The organism is Kitasatospora sp. NPDC043950, from assembly GCF_056435345.1.
On the sequence record NZ_JBWKER010000036.1, the window covers coordinates 1 to 26,018 of the forward strand.

Genomic DNA, 26,018 nt, shown 5'->3' on the forward strand with positions numbered 1-26,018 from the left:
CTTCGTTGCTACTGAGTAGCGGGGACAGGATTTGAACCTGCGACCTCTGGGTTATGAGCCCAGCGAGCTACCGAGCTGCTCCACCCCGCGTCGGTAAACACGACTCTACGCGACTTCTGCCGGGGAACCTAATCCGTGCCCCGCAGGGCCCCCGGCCCCCGGGCCCCGGGCCCTGGCCCCTGGCCCCTGGCCCCCGCAGCGGGAACGCCGCAGGGCGGCCACCCCGCGAGGGGTGACCGCCCTGACAGCCGAACGTCGGACTCAGCCGGTGTACGGGCCGTAGTCGTAGTCGTCCAGCGGGACCGCCTGGCCGGAGCCGGCGCCGAAGGGCGACAGGTCGTAGTCGTCGTAGCCGACGGCCGAGTACATCGCGGCCTTGGCCTCCTCGGTCGGCTCGACCCGGATGTTGCGGTAGCGGGGCAGACCCGTACCGGCCGGGATGAGCTTACCGAGGATGACGTTCTCCTTGAGGCCCAGCAGCGGGTCCGACTTGGCGTGGATCGCCGCGTCGGTGAGGACCCGGGTCGTCTCCTGGAAGGAGGCGGCCGACAGCCAGGACTCGGTGGCCAGCGAGGCCTTGGTGATACCCATCAGCTGCGGACGGCCGGAGGCGGGGTGACCGCCCTCGGCGACCACGCGACGGTTCTCGGTCTCGAAGCGGCCGCGCTCGACGAGCTCGCCCGGGAGGAGCTCGGCGTCGCCCGACTCGATGATCGTCACGCGGCGGAGCATCTGCCGGATGATGATCTCGATGTGCTTGTCGTGGATCGACACACCCTGCGAGTTGTAGACCTTCTGGACCTCGGCGACCAGGTGGATCTGGACGGCACGCTGGCCCATGATGCGCAGGACGTCGTGCGGGTTGGTGGCACCCATGGTCAGCTTCTGGCCGACCTCGACCGCCTCGCCCTCGCTGACCAGCAGCTTCACACGCTTGGAGACGGGGTAGGCGATCTCGTCGCTGCCGTCGTCCGGGGTGATGACGAGCTTGCGGGTCTTCTCGGTGTCCTCGATCCGCGCCCGGCCGGTGGCCTCCGAGATCGGGGCCACACCCTTGGGGGTACGGGCCTCGAAGAGCTCGACGACACGCGGCAGACCCTGGGTGATGTCGTCACCGGCCACACCACCGGTGTGGAAGGTACGCATCGTCAGCTGGGTACCGGGCTCACCGATGGACTGGGCAGCGATGATGCCGACCGCCTCACCGATGTCGACCAGCTTGCCGGTGGCCAGCGAACGCCCGTAGCAGAAGGCGCAGGTGCCGACGGCCGACTCGCAGGTCAGGATCGAGCGGGTCTTGACCTCGCCGATGCCGTGGCGGATCAGCTCGTCGATCAGCACGTCACCGAGGTCGGTGTTGGCGGTGGCAAGGAGCTTGCCGTCCACCGTGATGTCCTCGGCGAGCATGCGGGCGTACACGCTGGTCTCGACGTCGTCGGCCTTGCGCAGCACGCCGTCCGCACCGACGGTGCCGATCGCCAGCTTCAGGCCGCGCTCGGTACCGCAGTCCTCCTCGCGAATGATGACGTCCTGGGAGACGTCGACCAGACGACGGGTGAGGTAGCCGGAGTCGGCGGTACGGAGGGCGGTGTCCGCCAGACCCTTACGGGCACCGTGGGTGGAGATGAAGTACTCCAGCACGGTGAGACCCTCACGGAACGACGCCTTGATGGGTCGCGGGATGGTCTCGTTCTTGGCGTTCGACACCAGACCACGCATACCGGCGATCTGGCGCATCTGCATCATGTTTCCACGAGCACCCGAGTCGACCATCATGAAGATGGGGTTCGTCTTCGGGAAGTTCTCGTTCATGGCCTCGGCGACCTCGTTGGTCGCCTGGGTCCAGATGCCGATGAGCTCCTGCTTGCGCTCGTCGTTGGTGATCAGGCCGCGCTCGTACTGACGCTGGACCTTCTCCGCCTTCGCCTCGTAGCCCTCGAGGATCTGGGGCTTGTTCGGCGGGACGACGACGTCGGAGATCGAGACGGTGACACCCGAGCGGGTCGACCAGTGGAAACCGGCCGCCTTCAGGTTGTCCAGGGTCGCCGCGACGACGACCTTGGGGTAGCGCTCCGCCAGGTCGTTGACGATCGCGGAGAGCTGCTTCTTGCCCACCTCGTAGTCGACGAACGGGTAGTCCTCGGGCAGCAGCTCGTTGAAGAGCGCGCGGCCCAGGGTGGTGGTCAGGCGGAACGGCTCGCCGTCGAACCAGGCCGTCTGGCCCTCCTCGTCCACCGGCGGGGTCCAGCCGCGCGGCGGGACGGTGCCGGCCGGCAGGCGCAGCTCGATCGGGGCCTGGACGTCCAGCTCGCGGGCGTCGAAGGCCATGACGGCCTCGGCGGTCGAGGAGAAGGAACGGCCACCGCCCTTCACCGTCTCCCGGTCCGAGGTCAGGAAGAACAGACCGAGCACCATGTCCTGGGTCGGCATGGTGACGGGGCGACCGTCGGCCGGCTTCAGGATGTTGTTCGAGGACAGCATCAGGATGCGGGCCTCGGCCTGCGCCTCCGCGGAGAGCGGCAGGTGGACGGCCATCTGGTCACCGTCGAAGTCCGCGTTGAACGCGGTGCAGACGAGCGGGTGGATCTGGATGGCCTTGCCCTCGACCAGCTGGGGCTCGAAGGCCTGGATGCCGAGGCGGTGCAGGGTGGGCGCACGGTTCAGCAGGACGGGGTGCTCGGCGATGACCTCTTCGAGCACGTCCCACACGACCGGGCGGGCACGCTCGACCATGCGCTTGGCCGACTTGATGTTCTGCGCGTGGTTCAGGTCGACCAGGCGCTTCATCACGAACGGCTTGAAGAGCTCCAGCGCCATGGCCTTGGGCAGACCGCACTGGTGCAGCTTGAGCTGCGGGCCGACGACGATGACCGAACGGGCCGAGTAGTCGACGCGCTTGCCGAGCAGGTTCTGGCGGAAACGACCCTGCTTGCCCTTCAGCATGTCGCTGAGGGACTTCAGCGGGCGGTTGCCCGGGCCGGTGACCGGACGGCCGCGACGGCCGTTGTCGAACAGGGCGTCGACGGCCTCCTGGAGCATGCGCTTCTCGTTGTTCACGATGATCTCGGGCGCGCCGAGGTCGAGAAGCCGCTTCAGGCGGTTGTTGCGGTTGATCACGCGGCGGTACAGGTCGTTCAGGTCGGAGGTCGCGAAGCGGCCACCGTCCAGCTGCACCATCGGACGCAGGTCCGGCGGGATGACCGGGACGCAGTCCAGCACCATGCCGTTGGGCTTGTTGGTGGTCTGCAGGAACGCGGAGACGACCTTGAGGCGCTTCAGCGCACGGGTCTTCTTCTGGCCCTTGCCGGTGCGGATGATCTCGCGCAGGCGCTCGGACTCCTCCGCCAGGTCGAAGGTCTCGAGGCGGTCCTTGAGGGCCGCCGCGCCCATCGAGCCGGAGAAGTAGGTGCCGAAGCGGTCGCGCAGCTCGCGGTAGAGCAGCTCGTCGCCCTCGAGGTCCTGGACCTTGAGGTTCTTGAAGCGGGCCCACACCTCGTCGAGGCGGTCGAGCTCGCGCTGCGCGCGGTCGCGCAGCTGCTTCATCTCGCGCTCGGCGCCCTCGCGCACCTTGCGGCGCACGTCGGCCTTGGCGCCCTCGGCCTCCAGCTCGGCCAGGTCGGTCTCGGCCTTCTTGGCACGGGCCTCGAGGTCGGAGTCGCGGCGGTTCTCGATCTGCTGGCGCTCGACCGAGACGTGCGCCTCCAGGGACGGCAGGTCGCGCTGGCGGCGCTCGTCGTCGACCCAGGTGATCATGTAGGCGGCGAAGTAGATGACCTTCTCGAGGTCCTTCGGCGCCAGGTCGAGCAGGTAGCCCAGGCGGGACGGCACGCCCTTGAAGTACCAGATGTGGGTGACCGGGGCGGCCAGCTCGATGTGGCCCATCCGCTCACGGCGCACCTTGGCGCGGGTCACCTCGACGCCGCAGCGCTCACAGATGATGCCCTTGAAGCGGACGCGCTTGTACTTACCGCAGTAGCACTCCCAGTCCCGGGTGGGGCCGAAGATCTTCTCGCAGAAGAGTCCGTCCTTTTCGGGCTTCAGGGTGCGGTAGTTGATGGTCTCCGGCTTCTTGACCTCGCCGTGCGACCACTGGCGGATGTCGTCGGCGGTGGCCAGGCCGATGCGGAGCTCGTCGAAGAAGTTGACGTCAAGCACTGGTCGTCAAGCCCTCTTTCGTAAGTCGAGAGTCGTTCATGTGGTCTGAGGGGGGCCTGGGGGCGGGCCGGCTGCTCGGGCAGCCGGCCCAACCTCCGTCAGACCTCTTCGACGCTGCTCGGCTCGCGCCGGGACAGGTCAATGCCGAGCTCCTCGGCGGCGCGGAACACGTCCTCGTCGGAGTCCCGCATCTCGATGGACTGGCCGTCCGAGGACAGCACCTCCACGTTGAGGCAGAGCGACTGCATTTCCTTGATGAGGACCTTGAAGGACTCGGGAATGCCGGGCTCGGGGATGTTCTCGCCCTTGACGATGGCCTCGTAGACCTTCACGCGGCCGAGGACGTCGTCGGACTTGATGGTGAGCAGCTCCTGCAGCGCGTAAGCAGCGCCGTACGCCTCAAGGGCCCACACCTCCATCTCACCGAAGCGCTGACCACCGAACTGCGCCTTACCACCGAGCGGCTGCTGGGTGATCATCGAGTACGGACCGGTCGAACGGGCGTGCAGCTTGTCGTCGACCAGGTGGTGCAGCTTGAGGATGTACATGTAGCCGACCGAGACCGGCATCGGGAACGGCTCGCCGGAGCGGCCGTCGAACAGCCGGGCCTTGCCGGTGGAGTTCACCAGGCGCTCACCGTCACGGGTGAGGGTGGTGTTGTCCAGCAGGCCGGTGATCTCGTCCTCGCGGGCGCCGTCGAAGACCGGGGTGGCGAGGTTGGTGCCGCCCTGGACGGTGTCGGCGCCGATCGCCTGGAGGCGCTGGGCCCACTCGTCGGCGAGGCCGGAGACGTCCCAGCCCTGCTTGGCGAGCCACCCGAGGTGGATCTCCAGGACCTGTCCCGGGTTCATTCGGGACGGGACGCCCAGCGGGTTGAGGATGATGTCGACCGGGGTGCCGTCCTCCAGGAACGGCATGTCCTCGACCGGCAGGATCTTCGAGATGACGCCCTTGTTGCCGTGACGGCCGGCGAGCTTGTCACCGTTGGTGATCTTGCGCTTCTGGGCCACGTAGACGCGGACCAGCTGGTTCACGCCCGGGGGCAGCTCGTCGCCCTCTTCGCGGTCGAAGACGCGGACGCCGATGACCTTGCCGGACTCACCGTGCGGCACCTTCAGCGAGGTGTCGCGGACCTCACGGGCCTTCTCACCGAAGATCGCGCGGAGCAGGCGCTCCTCCGGGGTCAGCTCGGTCTCGCCCTTGGGCGTGACCTTGCCGACCAGGATGTCGCCGGTGACGACGTCGGCGCCGATGCGGATGATGCCGCGCTCGTCGAGGTCGGCGAGGACCTCCTCGGAGACGTTCGGGATGTCCCGGGTGATCTCCTCGGGGCCGAGCTTGGTGTCACGGGCGTCGACCTCGTGCTCCTCGATGTGGATCGAGGAGAGGACGTCGTCCTGCACGAGGCGCTGCGACAGGATGATCGCGTCCTCGTAGTTGTGACCCTCCCACGACATGAACGCCACGAGCAGGTTCTTGCCGAGGGCCATCTCGCCCTCGTCGGTGCACGGGCCGTCGGCCAGCACCTGGCCGGACTCGACCCGGGCGCCCTCGTCCACGAGCACCTTCTGGTTGAAGGCGGTGCCCTGGTTGGAGCGGGTGAACTTGGCGGCGCGGTACGTGGTGTACGTGCCGTCGTCGTTGGCGACGGTGACGTAGTCGGCCGAGACCTCCTGGACGACACCGGCCTTCTCGGCGGTGATGACGTCCGCGGCGTCGACGGCGCAGCGGTACTCCATGCCGGTACCGACCAGCGGAGCCTCGCTCTTCAGCAGCGGCACCGCCTGGCGCATCATGTTCGAGCCCATGAGCGCGCGGTTGGCGTCGTCGTGCTCGAGGAACGGGATCATGGCGGTCGCGACCGACACCATCTGGCGCGGCGAGACGTCCATGTAGTCGATCTCGGTGCCCGGGATGTAGTCGATCTCGCCGCCACGGCGGCGGACCAGGACACGCGGCTCGGCGAAGGTCAGCTCCGTCGTCAGCGGGGCGTTGGCCTGCGCGATGACGTAGCGGTCCTCCTCGTCGGCCGTGAGGTAGTCGACCTGCTCCGTGACGACACCCTCGATGACCTTGCGGTACGGGGTCTCGATGAAGCCGAAGGCGTTGACCCGGCCGTACGAGGCCAGCGACCCGATCAGACCGATGTTCGGGCCTTCGGGGGTCTCGATCGGACACATGCGCCCGTAGTGCGAGGGGTGCACGTCACGGACCTCGAAGCCGGCGCGCTCACGGGAGAGACCACCGGGGCCGAGGGCGGACAGACGGCGCTTGTGGGTCAGGCCCGACAGCGGGTTCGTCTGGTCCATGAACTGCGACAGCTGGCTGGTGCCGAAGAACTCCTTGATGGAGGCGACGACCGGCCGGATGTTGATCAGGGTCTGCGGCGTGATCGCCTCGACGTCCTGGGTGGTCATGCGCTCGCGCACGACGCGCTCCATACGGGCGAGACCCGTACGGACCTGGTTCTGGATGAGCTCGCCGACGTTACGCAGGCGACGGTTGCCGAAGTGGTCGATGTCGTCGACCTCGACCACGATGTCGCGACCGGTCTGGTCGTTCCACTCGGTCTCACCGGCGTGCAGCTTCACCAGGTACTTGATCGCACCGATGATGTCGGGCTCGGTGAGCACGCCGGAGTCCAGCGACTCGGCGTTGCCCAGCTTCCGGTTGACCTTGTAGCGGCCCACCTTGGCGAGGTCGTAGCGCTTCGGGTTGAAGTACAGGTTCTCCAGAAGCGTCTGCGCGGCCTCGCGCGTCGGCGGCTCGCCAGGACGCAGCTTGCGGTAGATGTCCAGCAGCGCGTCGTCCTGGCCCTGGGTGTGGTCCTTCTCCAGGGTGTTGCGCATGGACTCGTACTCGCCGAACTCCTCGAGAATCATCTCGTTGGTCCAGCCGAGCGCCTTGAGCAGCACGGTGACGGACTGCTTGCGCTTACGGTCGATGCGGACGCCGACCATGTCGCGCTTGTCGATCTCCATCTCCAGCCAGGCACCACGCGAGGGGATGACCTTGCAGGAGTAGATGTCCTTGTCGGACACCTTGTCCAGGGTGGAGTCGAAGTACACGCCCGGGGAGCGGACCAGCTGCGACACGACGACACGCTCGGTGCCGTTGATCACGAACGTGCCCTTGTGGGTCATGAGCGGGAAGTCGCCCATGAAGACCGTCTGAGACTTGATCTCACCGGTCTCGTTGTTGGTGAACTCGGCCGTGACGAAGAGCGGAGCCGCGAACGTGAAGTCGCGGTCCTTGCACTCGTCAATCGAGTTCTTCGGCGGCTCGAAACGGTGGTCGCGGAAGGTCAGCGACATCGACCCACTGAAGTCCTCGATCGGGGAGATCTCCTCGAAGATCTCCTCCAGACCGGACTTGGTGGGGACGTCCTGACCGTTCTCCAACGCCGCCTCGACCCGGGACTTCCAGGCCGCATTGCCGAGCAGCCAGTCAAAGCTCTCGGTCTGCAGGGCCAGGAGGTTGGGGACCTCGAGGGGCTCCTTGATCTTCGCGAAGGAGACGCGGAGCGGGGCGGTGGATGCGGCGGAATTGTTCGAGGCGTTGCGCGGCGCGGCCAAGAGGGGGGTCCTTCCGAGGGCTCGGAGCTCACTACGCGCGTACCAGCCGGGCCTTCACGGGCTTGGTCCCGCCTCCCTCGCCACTGGCCTCCGCCGGGATCGAGATCCCAGGTCAGAGCCGCTTTGCGGAGGCGATGCCAGACCCCTTCAGGGCAACGCAGACTCCGGGCGACGAGTCACGGAGCAGCTAACAGGCAGCGCAAAGGGACAGTGTAGCCAAAGGGCACACTGCTGTCCAGCTCTGATTCGGAAACCGAATCGGAGACTCCTCCCGGTAGCCGGCGGACGCGAACGCCCACCGGGTACTGCACCGGCCCGGGCACTGCCCGGGCCCCATAACTCACGTGGAGTCATTTCCCGCCTGAGCCACTGGTTATGCATCCAGGGGCAAACCAACCGGGCGGACTCGCGCCTTGAGAATCGCGCGCCTCGCCGGGTTCGTCAAGGGCCCGCAGGCGGTGCGGACCTCGACCCGTCCATCGGCCGGACGCCCCCCGGCGTTACAGAAGCCGTGGTGGGGGCCACAGTCGATGACGGTGATCACCATACCCGTCCGCACCGACGCTGCCGAGTGGGCTCTCGGCCACACCGGCACATCCCGGCCGCGGACCGGCCCCGGGGCCGTCCCAGGGCCGCTCAGGGCCGGAAACGCGAAAAAGCCGGGCCGACCACCCACAAGGGTGATCGGCCCGGCTTCAGGCCCCCTCAGAGGGGGCGAGAAGTCACTTGACGGTGACCTTGGCGCCGGCGCCCTCGAGGGCGGCCTTGGCCTTCTCGGCAACGTCCTTGGCAACCTTCTCCAGGACCTTGGCACCAGCGGTGTCAACGAGGTCCTTGGCCTCCTTCAGGCCGAGGGAGGTCAGGGTGCGCACCTCCTTGATGACCTGGATCTTCTTGTCGCCGGCACCATCGAGGATGACGTCGAACTCGTCCTGCTCCTCGACGGCCTCAACGGCGGCCGGGCCACCGGCGGCGGCAACGGCGACCGGGGCGGCGGCGGTGACGTCGAACTTCTCCTCGAAGGCCTTCACGAAGCCAGCGAGCTCGATGAGGGTGAGGTCCTCGAACTGCGCGAGCAGCTCGTCCTGGGACAGCTTCGCCATGATGGCGTCCTTCCACTAAATCGGCAGGTGATGCCGTATGTACGGGTGGGGCGGGCACGGGCCCGCAGCGAGGCGTGAGCCTGCCGATTACTCGGCGGCGGCGTCCTCGGCGGCGGGAGCCGGCGTACCGGCACCGCCCTGCTCGACCTTGTCGCGCAGCGCGTCCACAGTGCGGACGAGCTTCGACGGCAGGGCCTGGAAGAGCGCGGCAGCCTGGGACTGCTTGGCCTTCAGGGCACCCGCCAGCTTGGCGAGCAGCACCTCGCGGGACTCGAGGTCCGCGAGCTTCTTGATCTCATCGGCGGACAGCGCCTTACCGTCAAGGACACCGCCCTTGATGATGAGAGCGGGGTTCTCCTTGGCGAAGTCACGCAGAGCCTTCGCCGACTCCACCGGGTCACCGGTGACGAAGGCGACAGCCGTCGGACCGTTGAACAGGTCGTCGAGCTCCGAAATCCCGGCCTCGTTGGCCGCGATCTTGGTCAGCGTGTTCTTCACCACGGCGTACTCGGCGTTCTCGCCGAGCGAGCGACGCAGGGTCTTGACCTGCTTCACCGAGAGACCGCGGTACTCGGTCAGCAGCGCCGCGGAGGAGCCACGGAACTTGTCCGTGATCTCGGCGACGGCAGCAGCCTTGTCGGGCCTTGCCATAGGCTTACGCCTCCTTCCGTGATGTCGAAATCCGGCCGACCGCGAAAGTCGACCATTCACGCCTCGAACCAACCGGACGGAAGGAAAGCCTGCGGAAAAGCAGATGAGCCCCGGTGCGCAGGGCGCACGGGGCTCGAAACGACCTCAACGGATGTTCGCGCGAACGCGGACCCGGAAGTCGAAGCTCCAGACACACCTGCGCGGGCTGCCTGCGACGAAGCGCAGATCCTTCGGCCACCGAATCCCTCGCGAGAACGGTGACAACCAGCGGTCTTTGGCTTCGGTAACAGTAACCGGACTCGGCCGTCCGGGGCAAATCGCCTCTGAACGGCCGATCCCCGCCGGGCCGGCCGCGCCGGACGGGGCTCAGCGGGCCAGTGGGGAGACCGTCCGGGGCCCGGTGTCCACGGTGTCCGCCTCGGCCGGGGCCTGCACCGAGAGCAGGGCGCCGGCGAAGTCGGAGTAGAGGATCGAGTCGTCCGCCCGGCCGCTGTCACCGCTGCCGGTGCGCTGGAGCCGGACCAGCTGGTCCTTGTCGTTGAGCCAGAGGTCCACGGTGAGCGAGATCGAGCCGCCGGGGGCCAGCGCGGCCCGCAGGCCGTCCCGGCGGGCCTGGGTCAGCTGGGTCTGGGCGGCGGCGTAGCGCTCGGCGGTGGTGGTGATCCGGTAGTGCTCGACCGTCGAGTCGTCGAACTTCTCCTCACCCACGAACCGCGGGTCCACCCCGTCGGCGGTGGCGGCGGCCAGCGCCTCGACCGGGTTCAGCAGGTCGATCAGCCCCGCGTACGGGACCTCCCGGTGGCCGTCCGGGTCCGGCGGGACGGAGAAGCGCTCCCAGTGCCGGCCGCCCTGGCGAGCCGCGGTGGCGGCGTCACCGCCCTGGTAGGCGACGGTGTCCACGACGATCAGCTGCTCGGCGTCGGCCGGGGTGGAGCGCTTGATCTGGAGCGCCGTCTTGGGCTGCCAGAACAGCGGCCCGGCCCCGGCGTCCGCTCCCAGCCGGTAGCTGACCTTGGCCCGGCGGGCGGTCTGCATGGCCAGCTGGGCGGAGACCAGGACGCCGTGCGGCGAGCGGTCGCTGGGCTTGGCCGCCTCGGTCGACGAGGAACTGGTCGGGGTCGGGCTGCCGGAGGGCACGGCCGGCGTGCCGCCACCCCCGCCGCATCCGGCCAGCCCGCTCGCCAGCAGGACGACCGCGGCCAGCGCCGCCAACCGCCGTCGTCCCGCCATCGTCTGGTCCCCTCTCGCCCGGGCGCCGCGTCGGCGGCTTTCGTTCCGGCCACCTTGCCACCCTGCCCCGGATCAGCCGGTGGCGCCCCCCTTGCCCAGCTTCGCCAGCTCGGCCAGTTCCACCGTGTCGGCCGCCTCCGGCACCGCAGCGGTGACCGGCGTGCCGTAGTCCGAGTGGAGGACGGTGGACTTGCCGTTCTGCGCCCCGGGGGTCAGCCGTTCGGTACGGAGGGAGCCGTGTCGGCTCCGGTGCGCGGGCTCGGCGGATCAGCCGAGCAGTTTGAGGAGATCGGTCTCGCTGCCGAGGTCGGTGGCGGCGGGGGCGTCGATCTTCGCGGCCTTGCCGAGGTCCGCGTACTTGACGGTGACGGCGTCGTGCTCGCCGTTCTTGTCGCCGTACTCCTGGTACTGGACGAGTTCCTGCCGGCCGTTGAGCCAGAAGTCGATGGTGAGGGTCCTGCCGTCCTCTTCCAGGGACTTCTGGACGGCCGTGCGCTGGTCGGCCGTGAGCGCCGGCATGCCGGCCACCATGGCGGAGGCCTCCTCGACCACCCGCAGGTGGGTGACCTGGACGCCGTCGAGGCTCTCCTGGCCGACCTTGGCGGGCTTGCCGCTCTGCGCGGCGAGCCCGAGCTGGGCGACCGGGTTGAGCAGCTGGCTCATCAGCAGGACGCCGTCGCCGAGTTCGTTCGAGGCGGGCAGCTTGATCCAGTGCTTGCCGCCCATGGCGGCGGCCTCGGTGTCGCCGCCGCCGAGGTAGCCGTCGGTGCCGATCACCCGGAACCGGATCTTCTTGGTCTCCACCTCGCCCGTCAGGTCGACGGCCGTCCGGTTCGGGTCCTTCCAGTCGGCGTCGCCGCTGCCCGCGGTGTGGGTCGAGCCGTCCGGGGAGACCATGGTGACCTTGCCGTTGCCGGCCTTCTGCATCACCAGGGCGGAGGCGGCCAGCGCGGCCTTGGGGTCTCCGGCCGGCGCCGCGTCGCCGCTCTTGGCGTCGCCGCCCTTGCTGCCGCAGGCGGTGGCGGCACCGAGCAGCACGGCCGCGGTGACGACGGTCGAGGCGAGGCGCGCAGCGCGCATGGAGTCCCCCGTGAGATCCGAACGATCCGATGAAGAACCGATTTTCGGCTTCTTCTCACGCGGACTCTAACGGATCGCCAGATGTCCCACGCGCCGGACAGCCCCCTCCCGTCACCCGGCTTCGACAGGGGGCGCGTCGCCTTCTCCGGGGGTCGAGACATCCGTCGTGGTCACCGTGGTGCCGTCGCTCCCCCGGGCCGTCTCACGCAGTCTCAGCAGCCGCTCGCCGGGCCCGACCCAGACGTCGTAACCGATCGCCGTCACCCCCCGCCGGCGGTACCAGTCGACCACCGCAGCGAGTCGCGCGGGGGTCAACTCCTGGTCCGCGCCGAAGTATTCGGCCACCGGCGTGGTGCCCTGGTAGTGCGCCACGGTCGTCCCGGCCAGCTGTTCGCCGCCGAGCGAGCCGAGCTTCCCGGTCTGCGCGATCTCGTACGCGCGGCTGCCCGGGTTGGTGACCAGGGCGGTCATCCAGCCACCCGCGTAGCCGCCCGGGCCGGTGGTCGCCCGCGGATCGAGCGACTCGGCGCCGTCCCGGTCCGCGTGCTTGGGCGGGGCGCCCTGGTAGCTGAGGTCGAGTGCACCGTCCCTCAGAGTCAGCTGCCCGGTGCCCTGCTCGTCGGTGACGGTCAGGGCGCCCTCGTCCCGGGTGCCCCAGGTCAGGGTGCCGCTCGCGGTGCGGCGGCCGGCCGGGCCCTCCTCGACCACGTCGATCCGGGCGCCGCCGGCGTCGTCCAGCGCCTGGGCGGCGGCGAGCACCACCTGGCGGGGCGGTACGGGCGCGGGATCGCCGTCGGGGGTGCGGGTTCCCGGGGCGGCCAGCAGGCTGCACCCGGTGGTGGCACCGATCAGCAGCAGGGTGGCCACCGCGACGGCGGGGCGAAGGGTGGGCGGCACGGCACGCTCCGACGGTCACACGTTCTGCACATGATCTGACCGGCAGAGCGTACGACGCTTCGGGCAACCGTTCCCATCCACCCCCGTCCCGATCCGGAAACGACTGCGGGCCCGCACCCCCGGTGAAGGGGGTACGGGCCCGCAGTACGGACTGCTTCAGAGCCGATCGGCTCAGACCGCGGCCGGGTCCTCTTCGACGAAGAGGTTGCGGGTGCGGTTCGGGTCCACGGGGATGCCGGGGCCGATCGTGGTGCTGATGGCGGTCTTCTTGATGTAGCGGCCCTTGGCGGCGGACGGCTTGGCGCGGAGCACCTCGTCCAGCGCGGCGGCGTAGTTCTCGACCAGCTGCTCGTCGGTGAAGGAGGCCTTACCGATGATGAAGTGCAGGTTCGAGTGCTTGTCGACGCGGAACTCGATCTTGCCGCCCTTGATGTCGTTGACAGCCTTGGCGACATCCGGGGTCACGGTGCCGGTCTTCGGGTTCGGCATCAGACCACGGGGACCGAGCACGCGGCCGAGGCGGCCGACCTTGCCCATGAGGTCCGGGGTGGCGACGACGGCGTCGAAGTCCAGACGGCCCTTGGCGACCTCGTCGATCAGCTCGTCGGAGCCGACGATGTCGGCGCCCGCAGCACGCGCGGCCTCGGCACGGTCACCGGTCGCGAAGACCAGGACCCGAGCGGTCTTACCGGTGCCGTGCGGGAGGATCACGGTGCTGCGGACCATCTGGTCGGCCTTGCGCGGGTCGACGCCCAGACGCATGGCGACCTCGACGGTGCCGTCGAACTTGGTGGTGCTGGTGGCCTTGGCGAGGCGGATGGCCTCGAGGGGGGCGTAGAGGCGGTCGCGGTCGACCTGAGCGTCCGCGGCCTTCAGAGCCTTGCTGCGCTTCACTGCTGCTCCTGAATGGTGATGGGAGTCGTGGTATCACGGGCCTGCGCAGGCCCTACCACAGGGACGAAAAGAGCTGGTCAGCCCTCGACGGTGATGCCCATCGACCGGGCGGTGCCGGCGATGATCTTCTCCGCCGCGTCCAGGTCGTTGGCGTTCAGGTCGGGCATCTTGGTGGTGGCGATGTCGCGGACCTGGGCGCTGGTGAGCTTGGCGACCTTGGTCTTGTGCGGCTCGCTGGAGCCCTTGTCCACACCGGCGGCCTTCAGGATGAGGCGCGCGGCCGGCGGCGTCTTCGTGATGAAGGTGAAGGAACGGTCGTCGTAGACCGTGATCTCCACCGGCACGATCATGCCGCGCTGCGACTCGGTCGCAGCGTTGTAGGCCTTGCAGAACTCCATGATGTTGACGCCGTGCTGGCCCAGCGCGGGGCCGACCGGCGGCGCCGGGTTGGCCGCACCGGCGTTGATCTGGAGCTTGATAAGCCCCGTGACCTTCTTCTTCTTGGGAGGCATGTCTCTCCGGGTCCTTCCGAGAGGTGAGTGCTGGTGTGTGCGGAACCGGGGCGACACCCGGCCGCCAACACACACATCGAACCAGGCTAACGCCTTAGCGCCGCTGGACCAAAACGGATCCGGGGCAGGGCCCTCGGCCCCGCCCCGGATCCGAAGACCGTGGGACTAGTTCTTCTGGATCTGGTCGAAGGAGAGCTCGACCGGGGTCTCCCGGCCGAAGATCTCGACCAGGCCCTTGACCTTCTTCGAGTCGGGGTTGATCTCGTTGATGGTCGCCTGCAGCGTCGCGAACGGACCGTCGGTGACGGTGACCGAGTCGCCGACCTCGAAGTCCAGCACCTGGATCTCGCTCGGCTTGATCGGCGAGGGCTTGCCGGCCTCCTTGGCCGCCTGGCGCTCGACGTCCGGGGCGAGCATCTTGACGACCTCGTCCAGGGTCAGCGGGTACGGGTCGTAGGCGTTGCCGACGAAGCCGGTGACACCGGGGGTGTTGCGCACGACGCCCCAGGACTCGGGGGTGAGGTCCATGCGCACCAGGACGTAGCCGGGGAGCTTGTTCTGGCGGATGGTCTTGCGGTCGCCGTTCTTGATCTGGACGACCTCCTCCTGCGGCACCTCGGCCTGGAAGATGTACTCCTCGACGTTCAGCGAGACGGCGCGCTGCTCCAGGTTCTGCTTCACCCGGTTCTCGTAGCCGGCGTAGGTGTGGATCACGTACCACTCGCCCGGCATGAAGCGCAGGTCCTCGCGGAACTTGGCGACCGGGTCGACCTCGACGGCCTCCTCAGCCTCGGCCTCCTCGGCGTCGGCGTCGGCCTCGGTCTCCTCGGCGGCGGGCTCCACGTCGTCCTCCACGTGCAGCGCCGCCTCCTCGGCGGGCTCGCCGGCCTCGGCCTCGTCGTGCGCGTCGACCTCGTCCTCGTCGCCGTCCACGGCGTCAACGATCTGCTCGGCGGACTCGGCTTCGTCAGCCAGCTCGGCCGCGTCCAGCTCGGCGGCGACATCCGCCTCGCGGACGGTCTCGTCGGCGTCGTACAGGGGGGACTCAGACACGGTGGCTGCTTCTTTCCTGGAGATGGTGAAGGTGGCGCGCTCCGGGGCCGGCTCCGGCGGGCTGCCGCTCGCGCGGGCGCCAGGAGAGGACTCGGAGACTTCAACAGTACCGAGTCCACGGTAGCGGCCTCGTACGTCCGGCGCAGACAGCACGACCCGGGCCGATGATTCGGCCCGGGTCGGGAGACTGCTACGGAGGTGGGACGGCCAGGTCAGCCGAAGACCAGGAGGCTCAGCTTGGAGAGGCCGTAGTCGAGGCCGGCCACGAAGCCCATCACGACCACCACGAACACGACGACGACGGTCGTGTACTGGGTGAGCTCGCTGCGGGTGGGCCAGACGACCTTGCGCAGTTCGGCGATGATCTGGCGGTAGAACAGGCCGATTCGGGCGAACGGGCCCATCTTGCCGCGCTTGCCGGACTTCTTGTCACCGGCGCGGGCGGCGCGCTTGCGCTCGCGGCGCGAGAGCGACTTCTCCTCGCCCTCGGCGGGCGTGGTGTCGGCAGCGCCGTCGGCCCCCTCGGGGTTGCCGCTCTCAGGCGTTGCGGTGGAGCCCGTGGTCTCCGTCACTCGTCCTCACCTGAATCCGGGTCCGGCCGAGCGGCTCGCGCCCGATGGGGCACGAACGGCCGGCTACAAGCGGTGCTGATTCGGCGCCCTCTCCGCATCAAGCCCGCTCGCTCTGTGGAGCGAACGGGCTGAAAACGGATCAAGCAGCAGGGCAAGAGGGACTTGAACCCCCAACCGCCGGTTTTGGAGACCGGTGCTCTACCAATTGAGCTATTGCCCTACGGGGTCTCGCGACTCCGTAGCGACCAACCTACCGCATCTCCCCCGACTGTCTGCACAGCTGGTGAAGCTCCGGTTCTTTTTCGGCGGGCCGTCGAGCAGTGAGCATACGTGGTCGAGGGGTGTTTGGTCGAACCTCTTCTTCCGGGAGCACCGGTTGTCCGGCATATGTCCGGCATGCCCGCATGATCACCGGCGGATCGACGGGCGCCGCCATGTGGACGGTCCGGTACGGATGGTGAAACCGCGATGCCCGGTCCGTCCCGGTTCTGCGACGATGCAGGCATGAGCGCTTCCACCCCGCAGCCCGACCGTTCCATCCGCCCCGCCGACCGCCGGGTCTCCGCCCGGGTCGGCGCGATCGCCGAGTCCGCGACCCTCGCCGTGGACGCCAAGGCCAAGGCCCTCAAGGCGGCCGGCCGTCCGGTGATCGGCTTCGGAGCCGGCGAGCCCGACTTCCCCACCCCGGACTACATCGTCGAGGCGGCCGTCGAGGCCTGCCGCGACCCGAAGAACCACCGCTACACCCCGGCGGGTGGCCTGCCCGAGCTGAAGTCCGCGATCGCCGCCAAGACGCTGCGCGACTCCGGCTACGAGGTGGACGCCTCCCAGGTGCTGGTCACCAACGGCGGCAAGCAGGCGATCTACGAGGCGTTCGCCGCGATCCTGGACCCGGGCGACGAGGTCATCGTCCCGGCCCCGTACTGGACCACCTACCCGGAGTCGGTCCAGCTCGCTGGCGGCGTCCCGGTGGAGGTCGTGACCGACGAGACCACCGGTTACAAGGTCTCGGTCGAGCAGCTGGAGGCCGCCCGCACCGAGAACACCAAGGTGGTGCTCTTCGTCTCGCCGTCCAACCCGACCGGCGCGGTGTACACCGAGGCCGAGGCCGAGGCGATCGGCCGCTGGGCGCTGGAGCACGGCCTCTGGGTGCTCACCGACGAGATCTACGAGCACCTGGTGTACGGCGACGCCTCCTTCACCTCGCTGCCGGCCCTGCTGCCCGAGCTGGCCGACAAGTGCGTCGTGGTCAACGGCGTCGCCAAGACCTACGCGATGACCGGCTGGCGGGTGGGCTGGGTGATCGGCCCCAAGGACGTCATCAAGGCCGCGACCAACCTGCAGTCGCACGCCACCTCGAACGTCTCCAACGTCGCCCAGCGCGCCGCGATCGCCGCCGTCAGCGGCGACCTGGCCGCGGTGCACGAGATGCGCACCGCCTTCGACCGCCGCCGCAAGACCATCGTGCGGATGCTCAACGAGATCGAGGGCGTGTACTGCCCCGAGCCGGAGGGCGCGTTCTACGTGTACCCGTCCGTCAAGGGCCTGCTGGGCAAGGAGATCCGCGGCCGGCGCCCGGAGAGCTCCGGCGAGCTGGCGTCGCTGATCCTGGACGAGGCCGAGGTCGCGGCCGTCCCGGGCGAGGCCTTCGGCACCCCCGGCTACCTGCGGTTCTCCTACGCGCTCGGCGACGCCGACCTGGCCGAGGGCATCGGCCGGCTGCAGAAGCTGCTCGGCGAGGCCCGCGACTGACACCCGTCGGCGCCCGCTGACGCCCGCTGACACCCGCGCTTCACGTCGGGTACCGCCCTCTTTCACCCCTTCGGGGGACGGAAGGAGGGCGGTTCCCGTTTGGGGGTCCGATGCGGCAGTATCGGCGAATGGAACGCCTGTTGAATCCGCGAGACGTCAGGGACCTCCCGAAGGCCCACCTGCACCTGCACTTCACCGGCTCGATGCGGCCCGCCACCCTGCTGGAGCTGGCCGACAAGCACGGCGTCCGACTGCCGGAGGCGCTCAGCTCCGGCGAGCCGCCGCGACTGCGGGCCACCGACGAACGCGGCTGGTTCCGCTTCCAGCGCCTGTACGACACCGCCCGCTCGGTGCTGCGGGACGAGGAGGACATCCGCCGGCTGGTCCTGGAGACCGCCCAGGACGAGCGGCGGGACGGCTCCCGCTGGCTGGAGATCCAGGTCGACCCGACCTCGTACGCGCCCCGGCTGGGCGGGCTGATCCCCGCGCTGGAGCTGATCCTGGACGCCGTGGAGCACGCCGCCACGGCCACCGGGGTGGGCATCCGGGTGCTGGTCGCGGCGAACCGGATGAAGTCCCCGATGGACGCCCGGACGCTGGCCCGGCTCGCCGTCCGGTACGCCGACCAGGGCGTGGTCGGCTTCGGCCTCTCCAACGACGAGCGGCGCGGCCTCGCCCGGGACTTCGACCGGGCCTTCGAGATCGCCCGCAAGGGCGGGCTGCTGGCCGCCCCGCACGGCGGCGAGCTGGCCGGGCCCGAATCCGTCCGGGACTGCCTGGACGACCTGGGCGCCGGCCGGATCGGCCACGGCGTCCGCGCCGCCGAGGACCCCCGGCTGATGGAACGGCTGGCGGACCGCCAGATCACCTGCGAGGTCTGCCCGTCCTCGAACGTCTCGCTCGGCGTCTACGAGCGACCCGAGGACGTCCCGCTGCGGCGGCTGTTCGACGCCGGCGTGCCGCTGGCCCTGGGCGCGGACGACCCGCTGCTGTTCGGCAGCCGGCTGGCCGCCCAGTACGACCTGGCCCGCGACGTCCTCGGCTTCGGCGACGCCGAACTCGCCGAGCTGGCGCGGCAGTCCGTCCGCGGCTCGCGCGCGCCGGAGGCCGTCCGCAAGGAGCTGCTGGCGGACATCGACACCTGGCTGGTCAGCGGCACCTGAGGCGTGCCCTGTGGACCGGGCCTAGAGCTTGACGCCGATCATCACCGGCTCGTTCACCAGCTCGACCCCGAAGGCCTCGCGGACGCCGTCCCGGATCTCCCGGGCCAGCGCCAGCAGGTCCTCGGCGGTGGCCGCGCCGCGGTTGGTGAGCGCCAGGGTGTGCTTGGTGGAGAGCGTCGCCGGGCCGCTGCCGTAGCCCTTGCCGAAGCCGGCCCGGTCGATCAGCCAGGCGGCCGAGGTCTTGGTGCAGCCCTCCGGCGCCGGGTAGGCGGGGGCGTTCTCGGTGCCCGGGCGGGTCCGGAAGGACTCGTACTGGGCGGCGGTGAGCACCGGGTTGGTGAAGAAGGAGCCGGCCGACCAGGTGTCGTGGTCCGCCGGGTCCAGCACCATGCCCTTGCCGGAGCGCAGCCCCAGCACCGCGTCGTGCGCCCGCTCCAGCGGCACCCGCGCGCCCTGCTCGACGCCGAAGTGCCTGGCCACCTCGGCGTACTTGACCGGAGTGGAGAGCCCCGCGTGGTCGGCCAGGGCGAACCGCACCCGCAGCACCACGTAGCGGTCCGGCTCGGCCTTGAAACGGCTGTGCCGGTAGGAGAACGCGCACTCGGCGTTGGGGAGCGTGACCACCTCGCCGGCCGTGCGGTCGTAGGCGACCACCTCGGTGATCGACTGGGCGACCTCCTGGCCGTACGCGCCGACGTTCTGCACCGGGGTGGCACCGGCCGAGCCGGGGATGCCGGCCAGGAACTCGACGCCCGCCAGGCCGTGCTCGCGCACCGCGCGGGCGACCGCCTCCGACCAGACCTCGCCGGCCGCCAGCTCCAGCACGGTGCCGTCCAGGGCGAAGCCGGTGGTCGCGATCCGCAGCACGGTGCCGGGGAAGCCGGCGTCGCCGATCACCAGGTTGGAGCCGCCGCCGAGGACCAGCAGCGGCTCGCCGGCCTCGTCGGCCGCGCGGACGGCGGCGATCACCTCGTCGTCGGTGTGGGCGGTCACCAGGCGGCGGGCCGGGCCGCCGAGCCGGAGCGTGGTCAGCGGGGCGAGGGGGGCGTCGTTTTCTACCAGCACGCCCACCAGCGTACGGGTGCGGGGACGGCCGCCCGGCCGCCCCCGCACCCGGATCGGCCGGTCAGGCCTTCGAGGCCTCGGCGTGGACGGGCGCCGCGTCCTCGGCCCGCTCGGCACCGGCCTGCTCCGGCTCCACGGCCGCCGGCTCGTCGGCGACGACCGCGGGCTTCACCCGGCGCGGGAGGAAGAACGCGCAGACCGCCGCGACCGCCACCACCCCGGCGCCGACGTACAGCGCGGGCACCAGCCCGTCGATGAAGGACTGCTCCGACGTGTACCCGCCCTGCGCCGAGAACACCGCCGAGAGGACGGCCACGCCGAGCGCGCCGCCGACCTCGCGCAGCGCGTTGTTGGCGCCGGAGGCGATGCCCTGCTCCTCCGGCCGGACGCTGTCCATCACCAGGGCGGCGGTCGGGGCGAAGTACAGCGACATGCCGATGCCGCAGATCACCACGGCGGGGATCTCGGCGGCGTAGTCGTAGCCGGTGCTGCCGCCGGTGATCGCCGCGTACATCGCCAGGCCGGCGCCCTGCAGCAGCAGCCCGGTGACCACGATGGGGCGGCCGCCGAAGCGGTCGGCCAGGATGCCCGCGATCGGGGCGACGATCAGCGGCATGCCCGTCCACGGGAGCATCCGGATGCCGGCCTCCTGCGGGCTGTAGCCGCCCACGCTCTGCAGGTGCTGGCTGATCAGGAAGATCGAGCCGAACATCCCGAGGAACATCAGCAGGCCGGAGGCGTTGACGGCGGAGAAGGCCCGGCTGCGGAACAGCCGCATCGGGAGCATCGGGTGCTCGGCCCAGCGCTGCTCGTACAGCACGAAGGCGGTGAGCAGCGCGACGCCGCCGATCAGGGAGCCGAGCACCAGCGGGCTGGTCCAGCCGTTCGGGTTGCCGCGGATCAGGCCGAGGACGACGCCGAACAGGCCAAGGCTGACCAGGATCGTGCCGACCACGTCCAGCGCCGGGTTGGCGCCCCGGCTCTCGCGGAGCTTGAGGGCGGCGAGCGGGATCAGGACGAGGCCGACCGGGACGTTCACCCAGAAGATCCACTGCCAGGAGAAGTGCTCGGTGAGCGTCCCGCCGACCAGCGGTCCGGTGGCGACGGCCAGGCCGTTGACGCCCGCCCAGATGCCGAAGGCCAGACCCCGCCTGGCCGCCGGCACCGCGGCGGTGAGCAGGGTGAGGGTGAGCGGCATGGAGACCGCGGCGCCGGCGCCCTGGACGGCGCGGGCGGCGATCAGCGCGCCGATGCCCGGCGAGAGGGCGGCGGCGGCGGAGCCGACGGTGAAGAGCGTGAGCCCGACCAGGAAGATCCGGCGGCGGCCGAACCGGTCGCCGAGCGCGGCGCCGAACATCAGCAGGACGGCGAAGGACAGGGTGTAGGCGCTGACCGTCCACTCCAGGTCGGACAGCCCGCCGCCGAGGTCCTCGCGGATGGACGGCAGCGCGGTGGTGACGACCAGGTTGTCCAGGCTGGCCATGAAGCCCGCGACGCTGGTGATCACCAGGGTCCAGACACCGAGCCGTCCCAGGCCCTGTTCTTCCGTTCTCTCCGTCATGACTTCCCCCCAGGGGTCTTAGATAGTTATTGATCACTAACTTTCGAGGCCCGAAAAAAGGCCGCACGGACTCCACCGTGCGGCCCGCTACTCCCCGCCCTCGCCGTGCTCTCCGTGCTCTCCGAAGCCCAGGCCGCTCCAGATCCGGTGGTCCCGGGGGTACCCCAGTGCCACCAGCGTGTTGATCAGCATCCCGTACGCGAAGAACTCCGCGGCGCCCTGCACGTCACCGCCGATCCGGCCCCTGACCCGCTCGAACAGCTCCTCCCAGAGCCTCCGGGCGGTCTCCCCGATCTCGTCCTCGCCGGTCGTCCGGGCCGCGAACACCGAGACGTAGAGCTGCATCTGCATCATGAGCTGCTCGCTGTCCGCGACCAGGCCCAGGTACGCCTCGGACATCGCTTCGGCGGCCGCCGGCCCGGTCAGCCCGACCGAGGCCTCGTCGAAGACCTTCCAGGTCTCCTCGATGCAGCGCTCGGCGGCGGCCGTGAAGATCGCCTGCTTGCCGGGGAACAGCCGGAACAGGTACGGCTGCGAGACACCCACCCGGCGGGCGATCGCCTCGGTGGACGTCCCCCGGTAGCCGCTCCTGGCGAATTCGATCACCGCGGCACGAACGACGCTCTCGCGCCGCTCCTCGGCGCTCATCCGCATGCTCGTCCTCGCCATAGGAGTCAAGTTAGTGGCCAATCACTATCTTCGCAAGGCCGACGGGCACGGCGGGAATCCCGTCGGACGGGCCCCGCCGCGGCCGGACACACCTGGGGCCGAGGTGCCTTCAGGCGAGCCGGACGACCGCCCTGGACATCCCGAGCACCTTCTGCCCGCCGGTGGTGGCCAGCAGGTCGACCTGCACCTTGCGGTCGTCCAGCAGCTTGGCGACCTTGGCCGACACCTCGACCACCGCACCGACGCCGTCGTTCGGCACCGGGACGGGGCGGGTGAATCGGACGCCGTACTCGACCACCGCGGCCGGGTCGCCGACCCAGTCGGTGACCACCCGAATGGCCGCGGCCATGGTGAACATTCCGTGCGCGATGACGTCCGGCAGGCCGACCTCCACGGCGAACTTTTCGTTCCAGTGGATCGGGTTGAAGTCGCCGGAGGCGCCCGCGTACCGCACCAGGGTGTCGCGGGTCACCGGGAAGGACTGCGCCGGCAGCTGGGTGCCGACCTCGACCTCGTCGTAGCTGATCGCCATCGTGTTCACTTCCCCGTCTCGTCGGCGGCCCGGGCCACCAGCGTCATGACCGACGTCACCACGTGCTCGCCGATCGCGTCCGACACCTCGCCACGCACGGTGAGCACGTCATTGCCCGCCAGCGACTTGATGTTGTCGATGGTGACCGCGACCGTCAGCCGGTCACCGGCCAGCACCGGGCGGGAGTAGGAGAACTTCTGGTCCCCGTGCACCACGCGGCTGTAGTCCAGGCCCAGCTCCGGGTCCTCGACCACCTGGGAGGCCGCCTGGTAGGTGATCACGAACGGGAAGGTCGTCGGGGCGATCACATCGGGGTGGCCCAGCGCCTTCGCCACCGCCGGATCGGTGAACGCCGGATTGGTGTCCCCGATCGCGATCGCGAACTCGCGGATCTTCTCCCGGCCGACCTCGTACGGCTCGGTGGGCGGGTAGGTCCGCCCGATGAAGGAGGGGTCGAGTGCCATGGGGCAACTCCTCGGAAGCACGGTGGATCCGGCGGCCGTTGCCGCCGGCGGGGCGCGCATGGGTGCATACGCGAAAAACTCCGGGCCGCACCCCCTGAGGGATGCGGCCCGGAGCTCAAGACCTGTGTCACACAGGCCCGATGCCCTGCGAGAGGGTCAGCGGGTCTCGCGGTGCGCGGTGTGCGAGTTGCAGCGGGGGCAGTGCTTCTTCATCTCAAGACGGTCCGGGTCGTTACGCCGGTTCTTCTTGGTGATGTAGTTCCGCTCCTTGCACTCCACGCAGGCCAGCGTGATCTTCGGGCGGACGTCGGTGGCAGCCACGGGAGTGCCTTCCTGGGACAACGAATAAGAACACAACAAGAGTAGCCGACCGGGAGTGCGATCTCCCGACCGACTACGCGGGGTAGCGGTGACCGGACTTGAACCGGTGACACAGCGATTATGAGCCGCTTGCTCTACCAACTGAGCTACACCGCCACAGTGATCCGCAGCACAACCGAAGCCGACTGCTTTTCACCAGAGCCCCCATGCGGAATCGAACCGCAGACCTTCTCCTTACCATGGAGACGCTCTACCGACTGAGCTATAGGGGCGAACGAGGAAGAGATTACACGTTCCGCGCCCAGAGGTGAAATCCGTATCCCGACGCGAAGACCGCAGGTCGGCGAGGTGAACGGACGGACGATCCAAGGCCCCGCGTTCGATCGGCCCACCAGCCGCACGGCCCGACCCGATACGACTATTGCCCGCCTCCGAGCGCCCCGCCCCCACGCGCCATAGGCTCGACCCTCATTGACGGGGACGGCCCGGGGCGTCAGGACGACCCGGGATCAGGACGGTCCGGCCGACCGGACGGGCCAGCGCGGGAAGGAGCCTGCGATGGACAGCGCAGCCGCCGACGGACCGCACTCCGGCTCCGGCCCGACAGCCAACCCGCTCGGGCACGGACCGGTCCTCCTGCTCACCGGCGCCCGGCTGGCCGACGGGCGGGTGGTGGACGTCCGGATCAGCGGCGACCGGATCCAGGCCGTCGGCACCGTCGGCAGCCTCGGCCCGCTGCCCGCCCTGCCCGGCGCGCCCACCATCACCACCGGCGCCAGGATCGACCTCAAGGGCTACCTGCTGCTGCCGGCCCCCGCGGAGGCGCACGCCCACTACGACACCGCCTTCTCCGCCGCCCTGTCCGCCCCGCCGCCGGAGAGCCCCTCCGACCTCACCCGGCGGGTCACCGAGGCCGCGCTCGCCTCGCTCGGCTACGGCGCCACCGCCCAGCGCACCCACGTCCGGATCGGCGACGTGCACGGGCTGCGCCGGCTGGAGGCGGTGCTCACCGCCCGGCAGGCGCTGCGCGGCCTGGCCGAACTCCAGGCGGTGGCGATGCCCCGGCTGCTCACCGGCCGGGCCGGCGCCGACGGCCGGGCACAACTGCGCGAGGCGCTCAAGCTGGGCGCCACCGCGGCCGGCGGCTGCCCGGAGCTGGACCCGGATCCGGCCGGGTACGTCCAGGTGCTGCTGGAGGCCGCCCGGGAGGCGGACTGCTCGGTGGACCTGCACACCACGGCCGGCGATCCGGCCCAACTCTCCCGGCTGGTCGGCGCGTTGGCCCCGCTGCGGCCGCGGGTGACGCTCGGGCCGTGCGGGGCGCTGGCCCGGGGCGCGTCCACGGTGCTGGCGACCGGCGGGGTGCGGGTGGTCTGCCTGCCGCAGAACGGCGGCTGCACCGGGCTGGAAGGCCGGTCGCCGGGGCTGCGGCCGGGCCTGCTGCGGGAGTTGACGGAGGCCCGGGTGCCGTTGGCGGCCGGCAGCGGCGCCCTGCGGGACCAGTCCAACCCGGTCGGCCGGGCGGATCCGCTGGAGTCGGCATACCTGCTGGCAGCCGGCGGGGAGCTGGGCCTGGAGGCGGCGTACGACGCGGTGGCGAACCAGGCCCGGGCGGTGCTCGGGCTGCCGCCGGTCCGGGTGGACGCCGGGTTCCCGGCGGAGCTGCTGGCGGTGCGCGGGGACAGCCTGGCGGGGGCGCTCGCGGGCGGCCACAGCCGGCTGGTGGTGCACAGCGGCCGGGTGGTCAGCCGGACGAGCGCGGTGCGGGAGTTCGCGGACACCGTGGCGCTGGCGCTGCCCCGGCAGTCCGGGAGCGCCGGCGGGGGCTGAACAGCCTCCCCCTCCCAGAAAGTTCAAGGGGCGCGCGACGGATGTCGCGCGCCCCTCCCCCACCTGCTGGCCGCCGTTCGACGGCGGCTGGAGCGGTCCCGGGCCTCCCCCACATTGGAGCCGGTCCCGCTCGGTCAGCACTGACGCTACGCCCACGGACCACCGCTCCGGGCCTGCCTTGACGCTCCCCTGTCGGCCTCCGGCCCGCTCTTGACGGGTCGTTGACGCGGCGGCTGCCGGGGCGGCGTTCAGGGCTCGTACCGGTACCCGATCCCCGGTTCGGTGATCAGGTGCCGCGGGCGGCCCGGGTCGCGCTCCAACTTGCGCCGCAGCCCGGCCAGGTAGACCCGCAGGTAGTTGCCGCGCGCCTCCTGGGCCGGTCCCCACACCTCGCGCAGGATCTGCCGCCCGGGCACCAGCCGGCCCGGGTTGGCCACCAGCAGGGCGAGGATCCGCCACTCGGTCGGGGTGAGCCGCACCGGGCCCCGCGGGCCGGTCACCGTGGTGGCCGTCAGGTCGACGGTGTGGTCGCCTATCACCGGCCGCCCCAGCGGGGCACCGCCCAGCGGCCGGCGCAGCACGGCGCGCAGCCGGGCCAGCAGTTCCTCCATCAGGAACGGCTTGGTGAGGTAGTCGTCGGCGCCCGCGTCGAGGGCGCCCACCTTGTCGGCGGCACCGGACCGGCCGGAGAGCACGATGATCGGCATCGCGCTGCGGGTGCGCAGGCCGCGCAGCACGTCCATGCCGTCCAGGTCCGGCAGGCCGAGGTCGAGCAGCACGGCGTCCGGGGCGGAGTGCGCGGCGCGGTCCAGCGCCTCGCCGCCGCTGGCGGCCGTCCGCACGGCGTACTGCCGGGCGCTGAGGTTGATCCGCAGCGTGCGCAGCAGGGCCGGTTCGTCGTCGACGATCAGGATCTCGCTCATGCGGCCACCTCGCTCC

21 protein-coding genes and 4 tRNA genes are annotated in these 26,018 nt (G+C 70.2%); 3 read left to right on the top strand and 22 right to left on the bottom strand.

Translation table 11 applies throughout. The features are described from left to right. Positions 1-16: 16 nt before the first annotated feature. The 13 genes from AC07BF_RS23520 to AC07BF_RS23580 all read right to left on the bottom strand — a co-directional run bounded on the left by AC07BF_RS23520 (position 17) and on the right by AC07BF_RS23580 (position 15,942). Positions 17-90: transfer RNA gene (locus tag AC07BF_RS23520), tRNA-Met, on the bottom strand. Between the two features lie 171 nt (positions 91-261). Then, positions 262-4,155: a DNA-directed RNA polymerase subunit beta' gene (locus AC07BF_RS23525; RefSeq protein WP_350877062.1), complete on the bottom strand. Its 3,894-nt coding sequence runs from the start codon at positions 4,153-4,155 to the stop codon at positions 262-264. A 98-nt stretch (positions 4,156-4,253) separates the two neighbouring features. Then, positions 4,254-7,730 (bottom strand): DNA-directed RNA polymerase subunit beta, encoded by a 3,477-nt coding sequence (rpoB, locus tag AC07BF_RS23530; protein ID WP_350877059.1) that lies wholly within the window; start codon positions 7,728-7,730, stop codon positions 4,254-4,256. Between the two features lie 722 nt (positions 7,731-8,452). Then, positions 8,453-8,836 (bottom strand): 50S ribosomal protein L7/L12, encoded by a 384-nt coding sequence (gene rplL, locus AC07BF_RS23535; RefSeq protein WP_208869184.1) that lies wholly within the window; start codon positions 8,834-8,836, stop codon positions 8,453-8,455. Positions 8,837-8,920: 84 nt separating this feature from the next. Beyond that, a complete protein-coding gene (rplJ, locus tag AC07BF_RS23540) occupies positions 8,921-9,484 on the bottom strand; it encodes a 50S ribosomal protein L10 (protein ID WP_063348937.1) in 564 nt (187 codons plus the stop codon). A gap of 366 nt (positions 9,485-9,850) precedes the next feature. Beyond that, a complete protein-coding gene (locus AC07BF_RS23545; protein ID WP_363580063.1) occupies positions 9,851-10,714 on the bottom strand; it encodes an SCO4651 family lipoprotein in 864 nt (287 codons plus the stop codon). Between the two features lie 267 nt (positions 10,715-10,981). Next, a complete protein-coding gene (locus AC07BF_RS23550; protein WP_363580061.1) occupies positions 10,982-11,794 on the bottom strand; it encodes an SCO4651 family lipoprotein in 813 nt (270 codons plus the stop codon). A gap of 111 nt (positions 11,795-11,905) precedes the next feature. Then, positions 11,906-12,691 (bottom strand): SCO4651 family lipoprotein, encoded by a 786-nt coding sequence (locus tag AC07BF_RS23555; protein WP_363580059.1) that lies wholly within the window; start codon positions 12,689-12,691, stop codon positions 11,906-11,908. A 171-nt stretch (positions 12,692-12,862) separates the two neighbouring features. Continuing rightward, complete coding sequence (gene rplA / locus AC07BF_RS23560) at positions 12,863-13,585, bottom strand: 50S ribosomal protein L1 (RefSeq protein ID WP_363580057.1); 723 nt, start codon at positions 13,583-13,585, stop codon at positions 12,863-12,865. Positions 13,586-13,662: 77 nt separating this feature from the next. Next, the gene (gene rplK / locus AC07BF_RS23565) at positions 13,663-14,097 is read right to left on the bottom strand and encodes a 50S ribosomal protein L11 (protein ID WP_063348931.1); all 435 of its coding nucleotides are present in this window, start codon (positions 14,095-14,097) and stop codon (positions 13,663-13,665) included. Between the two features lie 165 nt (positions 14,098-14,262). Then, the gene (nusG, locus tag AC07BF_RS23570) at positions 14,263-15,150 is read right to left on the bottom strand and encodes a transcription termination/antitermination protein NusG (protein WP_363617949.1); all 888 of its coding nucleotides are present in this window, start codon (positions 15,148-15,150) and stop codon (positions 14,263-14,265) included. A gap of 212 nt (positions 15,151-15,362) precedes the next feature. Next, on the bottom strand, positions 15,363-15,722 hold the full coding sequence (gene secE, locus AC07BF_RS23575) for a preprotein translocase subunit SecE (RefSeq protein ID WP_350877047.1): 360 nt from the start codon (positions 15,720-15,722) through the stop codon (positions 15,363-15,365). Between the two features lie 147 nt (positions 15,723-15,869). Beyond that, positions 15,870-15,942: transfer RNA gene (locus AC07BF_RS23580), tRNA-Trp, on the bottom strand. 284 nt (positions 15,943-16,226) lie between these two features. Between AC07BF_RS23580 and AC07BF_RS23585 the strand changes: the two genes are divergently transcribed. Continuing rightward, positions 16,227-17,474 carry a pyridoxal phosphate-dependent aminotransferase gene (locus tag AC07BF_RS23585; RefSeq protein ID WP_363580053.1) on the top strand — a complete coding sequence of 416 codons (1,248 nt, stop codon included), beginning with the start codon at positions 16,227-16,229 and terminating at the stop codon, positions 17,472-17,474. A 128-nt stretch (positions 17,475-17,602) separates the two neighbouring features. Then, complete coding sequence (locus AC07BF_RS23590; RefSeq protein ID WP_350877043.1) at positions 17,603-18,637, top strand: adenosine deaminase; 1,035 nt, start codon at positions 17,603-17,605, stop codon at positions 18,635-18,637. Positions 18,638-18,658: 21 nt separating this feature from the next. On the opposite strand, the gene AC07BF_RS23595 is transcribed toward AC07BF_RS23590, so the two are convergent. The 8 genes from AC07BF_RS23595 to AC07BF_RS23630 form a co-directional block, all read right to left on the bottom strand. Beyond that, positions 18,659-19,702 carry a UDP-N-acetylmuramate dehydrogenase gene (locus AC07BF_RS23595; RefSeq protein ID WP_363629367.1) on the bottom strand — a complete coding sequence of 348 codons (1,044 nt, stop codon included), beginning with the start codon at positions 19,700-19,702 and terminating at the stop codon, positions 18,659-18,661. Between the two features lie 61 nt (positions 19,703-19,763). Further along, on the bottom strand, positions 19,764-21,263 hold the full coding sequence (locus AC07BF_RS23600) for an MFS transporter (protein ID WP_363629365.1): 1,500 nt from the start codon (positions 21,261-21,263) through the stop codon (positions 19,764-19,766). 87 nt (positions 21,264-21,350) lie between these two features. Next, positions 21,351-21,932 (bottom strand): TetR/AcrR family transcriptional regulator, encoded by a 582-nt coding sequence (locus tag AC07BF_RS23605; protein ID WP_363580047.1) that lies wholly within the window; start codon positions 21,930-21,932, stop codon positions 21,351-21,353. 109 nt (positions 21,933-22,041) lie between these two features. After that, positions 22,042-22,464 (bottom strand): MaoC family dehydratase, encoded by a 423-nt coding sequence (locus AC07BF_RS23610; protein ID WP_063351327.1) that lies wholly within the window; start codon positions 22,462-22,464, stop codon positions 22,042-22,044. Between the two features lie 5 nt (positions 22,465-22,469). Further along, positions 22,470-22,928, bottom strand: coding sequence for a MaoC family dehydratase N-terminal domain-containing protein (locus AC07BF_RS23615; protein WP_363369376.1), 459 nt, complete (start codon positions 22,926-22,928; stop codon positions 22,470-22,472). 156 nt (positions 22,929-23,084) lie between these two features. Beyond that, complete coding sequence (rpmG, locus tag AC07BF_RS23620; protein ID WP_006604855.1) at positions 23,085-23,249, bottom strand: 50S ribosomal protein L33; 165 nt, start codon at positions 23,247-23,249, stop codon at positions 23,085-23,087. Between the two features lie 83 nt (positions 23,250-23,332). Next, positions 23,333-23,405, bottom strand: a tRNA-Met gene (locus tag AC07BF_RS23625). A 43-nt stretch (positions 23,406-23,448) separates the two neighbouring features. Continuing rightward, positions 23,449-23,521 (bottom strand) — tRNA-Thr (locus AC07BF_RS23630). 286 nt (positions 23,522-23,807) lie between these two features. On the opposite strand from AC07BF_RS23630, the gene AC07BF_RS23635 reads away from it, so the two are divergent. After that, positions 23,808-25,079 carry an amidohydrolase family protein gene (locus AC07BF_RS23635; RefSeq protein ID WP_363629363.1) on the top strand — a complete coding sequence of 424 codons (1,272 nt, stop codon included), beginning with the start codon at positions 23,808-23,810 and terminating at the stop codon, positions 25,077-25,079. Between the two features lie 248 nt (positions 25,080-25,327). On the opposite strand, the gene AC07BF_RS23640 is transcribed toward AC07BF_RS23635, so the two are convergent. Further along, complete coding sequence (locus tag AC07BF_RS23640; RefSeq protein WP_363580044.1) at positions 25,328-26,002, bottom strand: response regulator; 675 nt, start codon at positions 26,000-26,002, stop codon at positions 25,328-25,330. Positions 26,003-26,018 lie beyond the last annotated feature (16 nt).

Excerpts from the sequence above, each read along its gene's own strand:
- rplJ (WP_063348937.1), bottom strand. The coding sequence starts at position 9,484 with ATGGCAAGGCCCGACAAGGCTGCTGCCGTCGCCGAGATCACGGACAAG.
- AC07BF_RS23545 (WP_363580063.1), bottom strand. The coding sequence starts at position 10,714 with ATGGCGGGACGACGGCGGTTGGCGGCGCTGGCCGCGGTCGTCCTGCTG.
- AC07BF_RS23550 (WP_363580061.1), bottom strand. The coding sequence starts at position 11,794 with ATGCGCGCTGCGCGCCTCGCCTCGACCGTCGTCACCGCGGCCGTGCTG.
- rplK (WP_063348931.1), bottom strand. The coding sequence starts at position 14,097 with ATGCCTCCCAAGAAGAAGAAGGTCACGGGGCTTATCAAGCTCCAGATC.
- AC07BF_RS23585 (WP_363580053.1), top strand. The coding sequence starts at position 16,227 with ATGAGCGCTTCCACCCCGCAGCCCGACCGTTCCATCCGCCCCGCCGAC.
- AC07BF_RS23590 (WP_350877043.1), top strand. The coding sequence starts at position 17,603 with ATGGAACGCCTGTTGAATCCGCGAGACGTCAGGGACCTCCCGAAGGCC.
- AC07BF_RS23600 (WP_363629365.1), bottom strand. The coding sequence starts at position 21,263 with ATGACGGAGAGAACGGAAGAACAGGGCCTGGGACGGCTCGGTGTCTGG.
- AC07BF_RS23605 (WP_363580047.1), bottom strand. The coding sequence starts at position 21,932 with ATGGCGAGGACGAGCATGCGGATGAGCGCCGAGGAGCGGCGCGAGAGC.
- AC07BF_RS23610 (WP_063351327.1), bottom strand. The coding sequence starts at position 22,464 with ATGGCGATCAGCTACGACGAGGTCGAGGTCGGCACCCAGCTGCCGGCG.
- AC07BF_RS23615 (WP_363369376.1), bottom strand. The coding sequence starts at position 22,928 with ATGGCACTCGACCCCTCCTTCATCGGGCGGACCTACCCGCCCACCGAG.
- AC07BF_RS23635 (WP_363629363.1), top strand. The coding sequence starts at position 23,808 with ATGGACAGCGCAGCCGCCGACGGACCGCACTCCGGCTCCGGCCCGACA.
- AC07BF_RS23640 (WP_363580044.1), bottom strand. The coding sequence starts at position 26,002 with ATGAGCGAGATCCTGATCGTCGACGACGAACCGGCCCTGCTGCGCACG.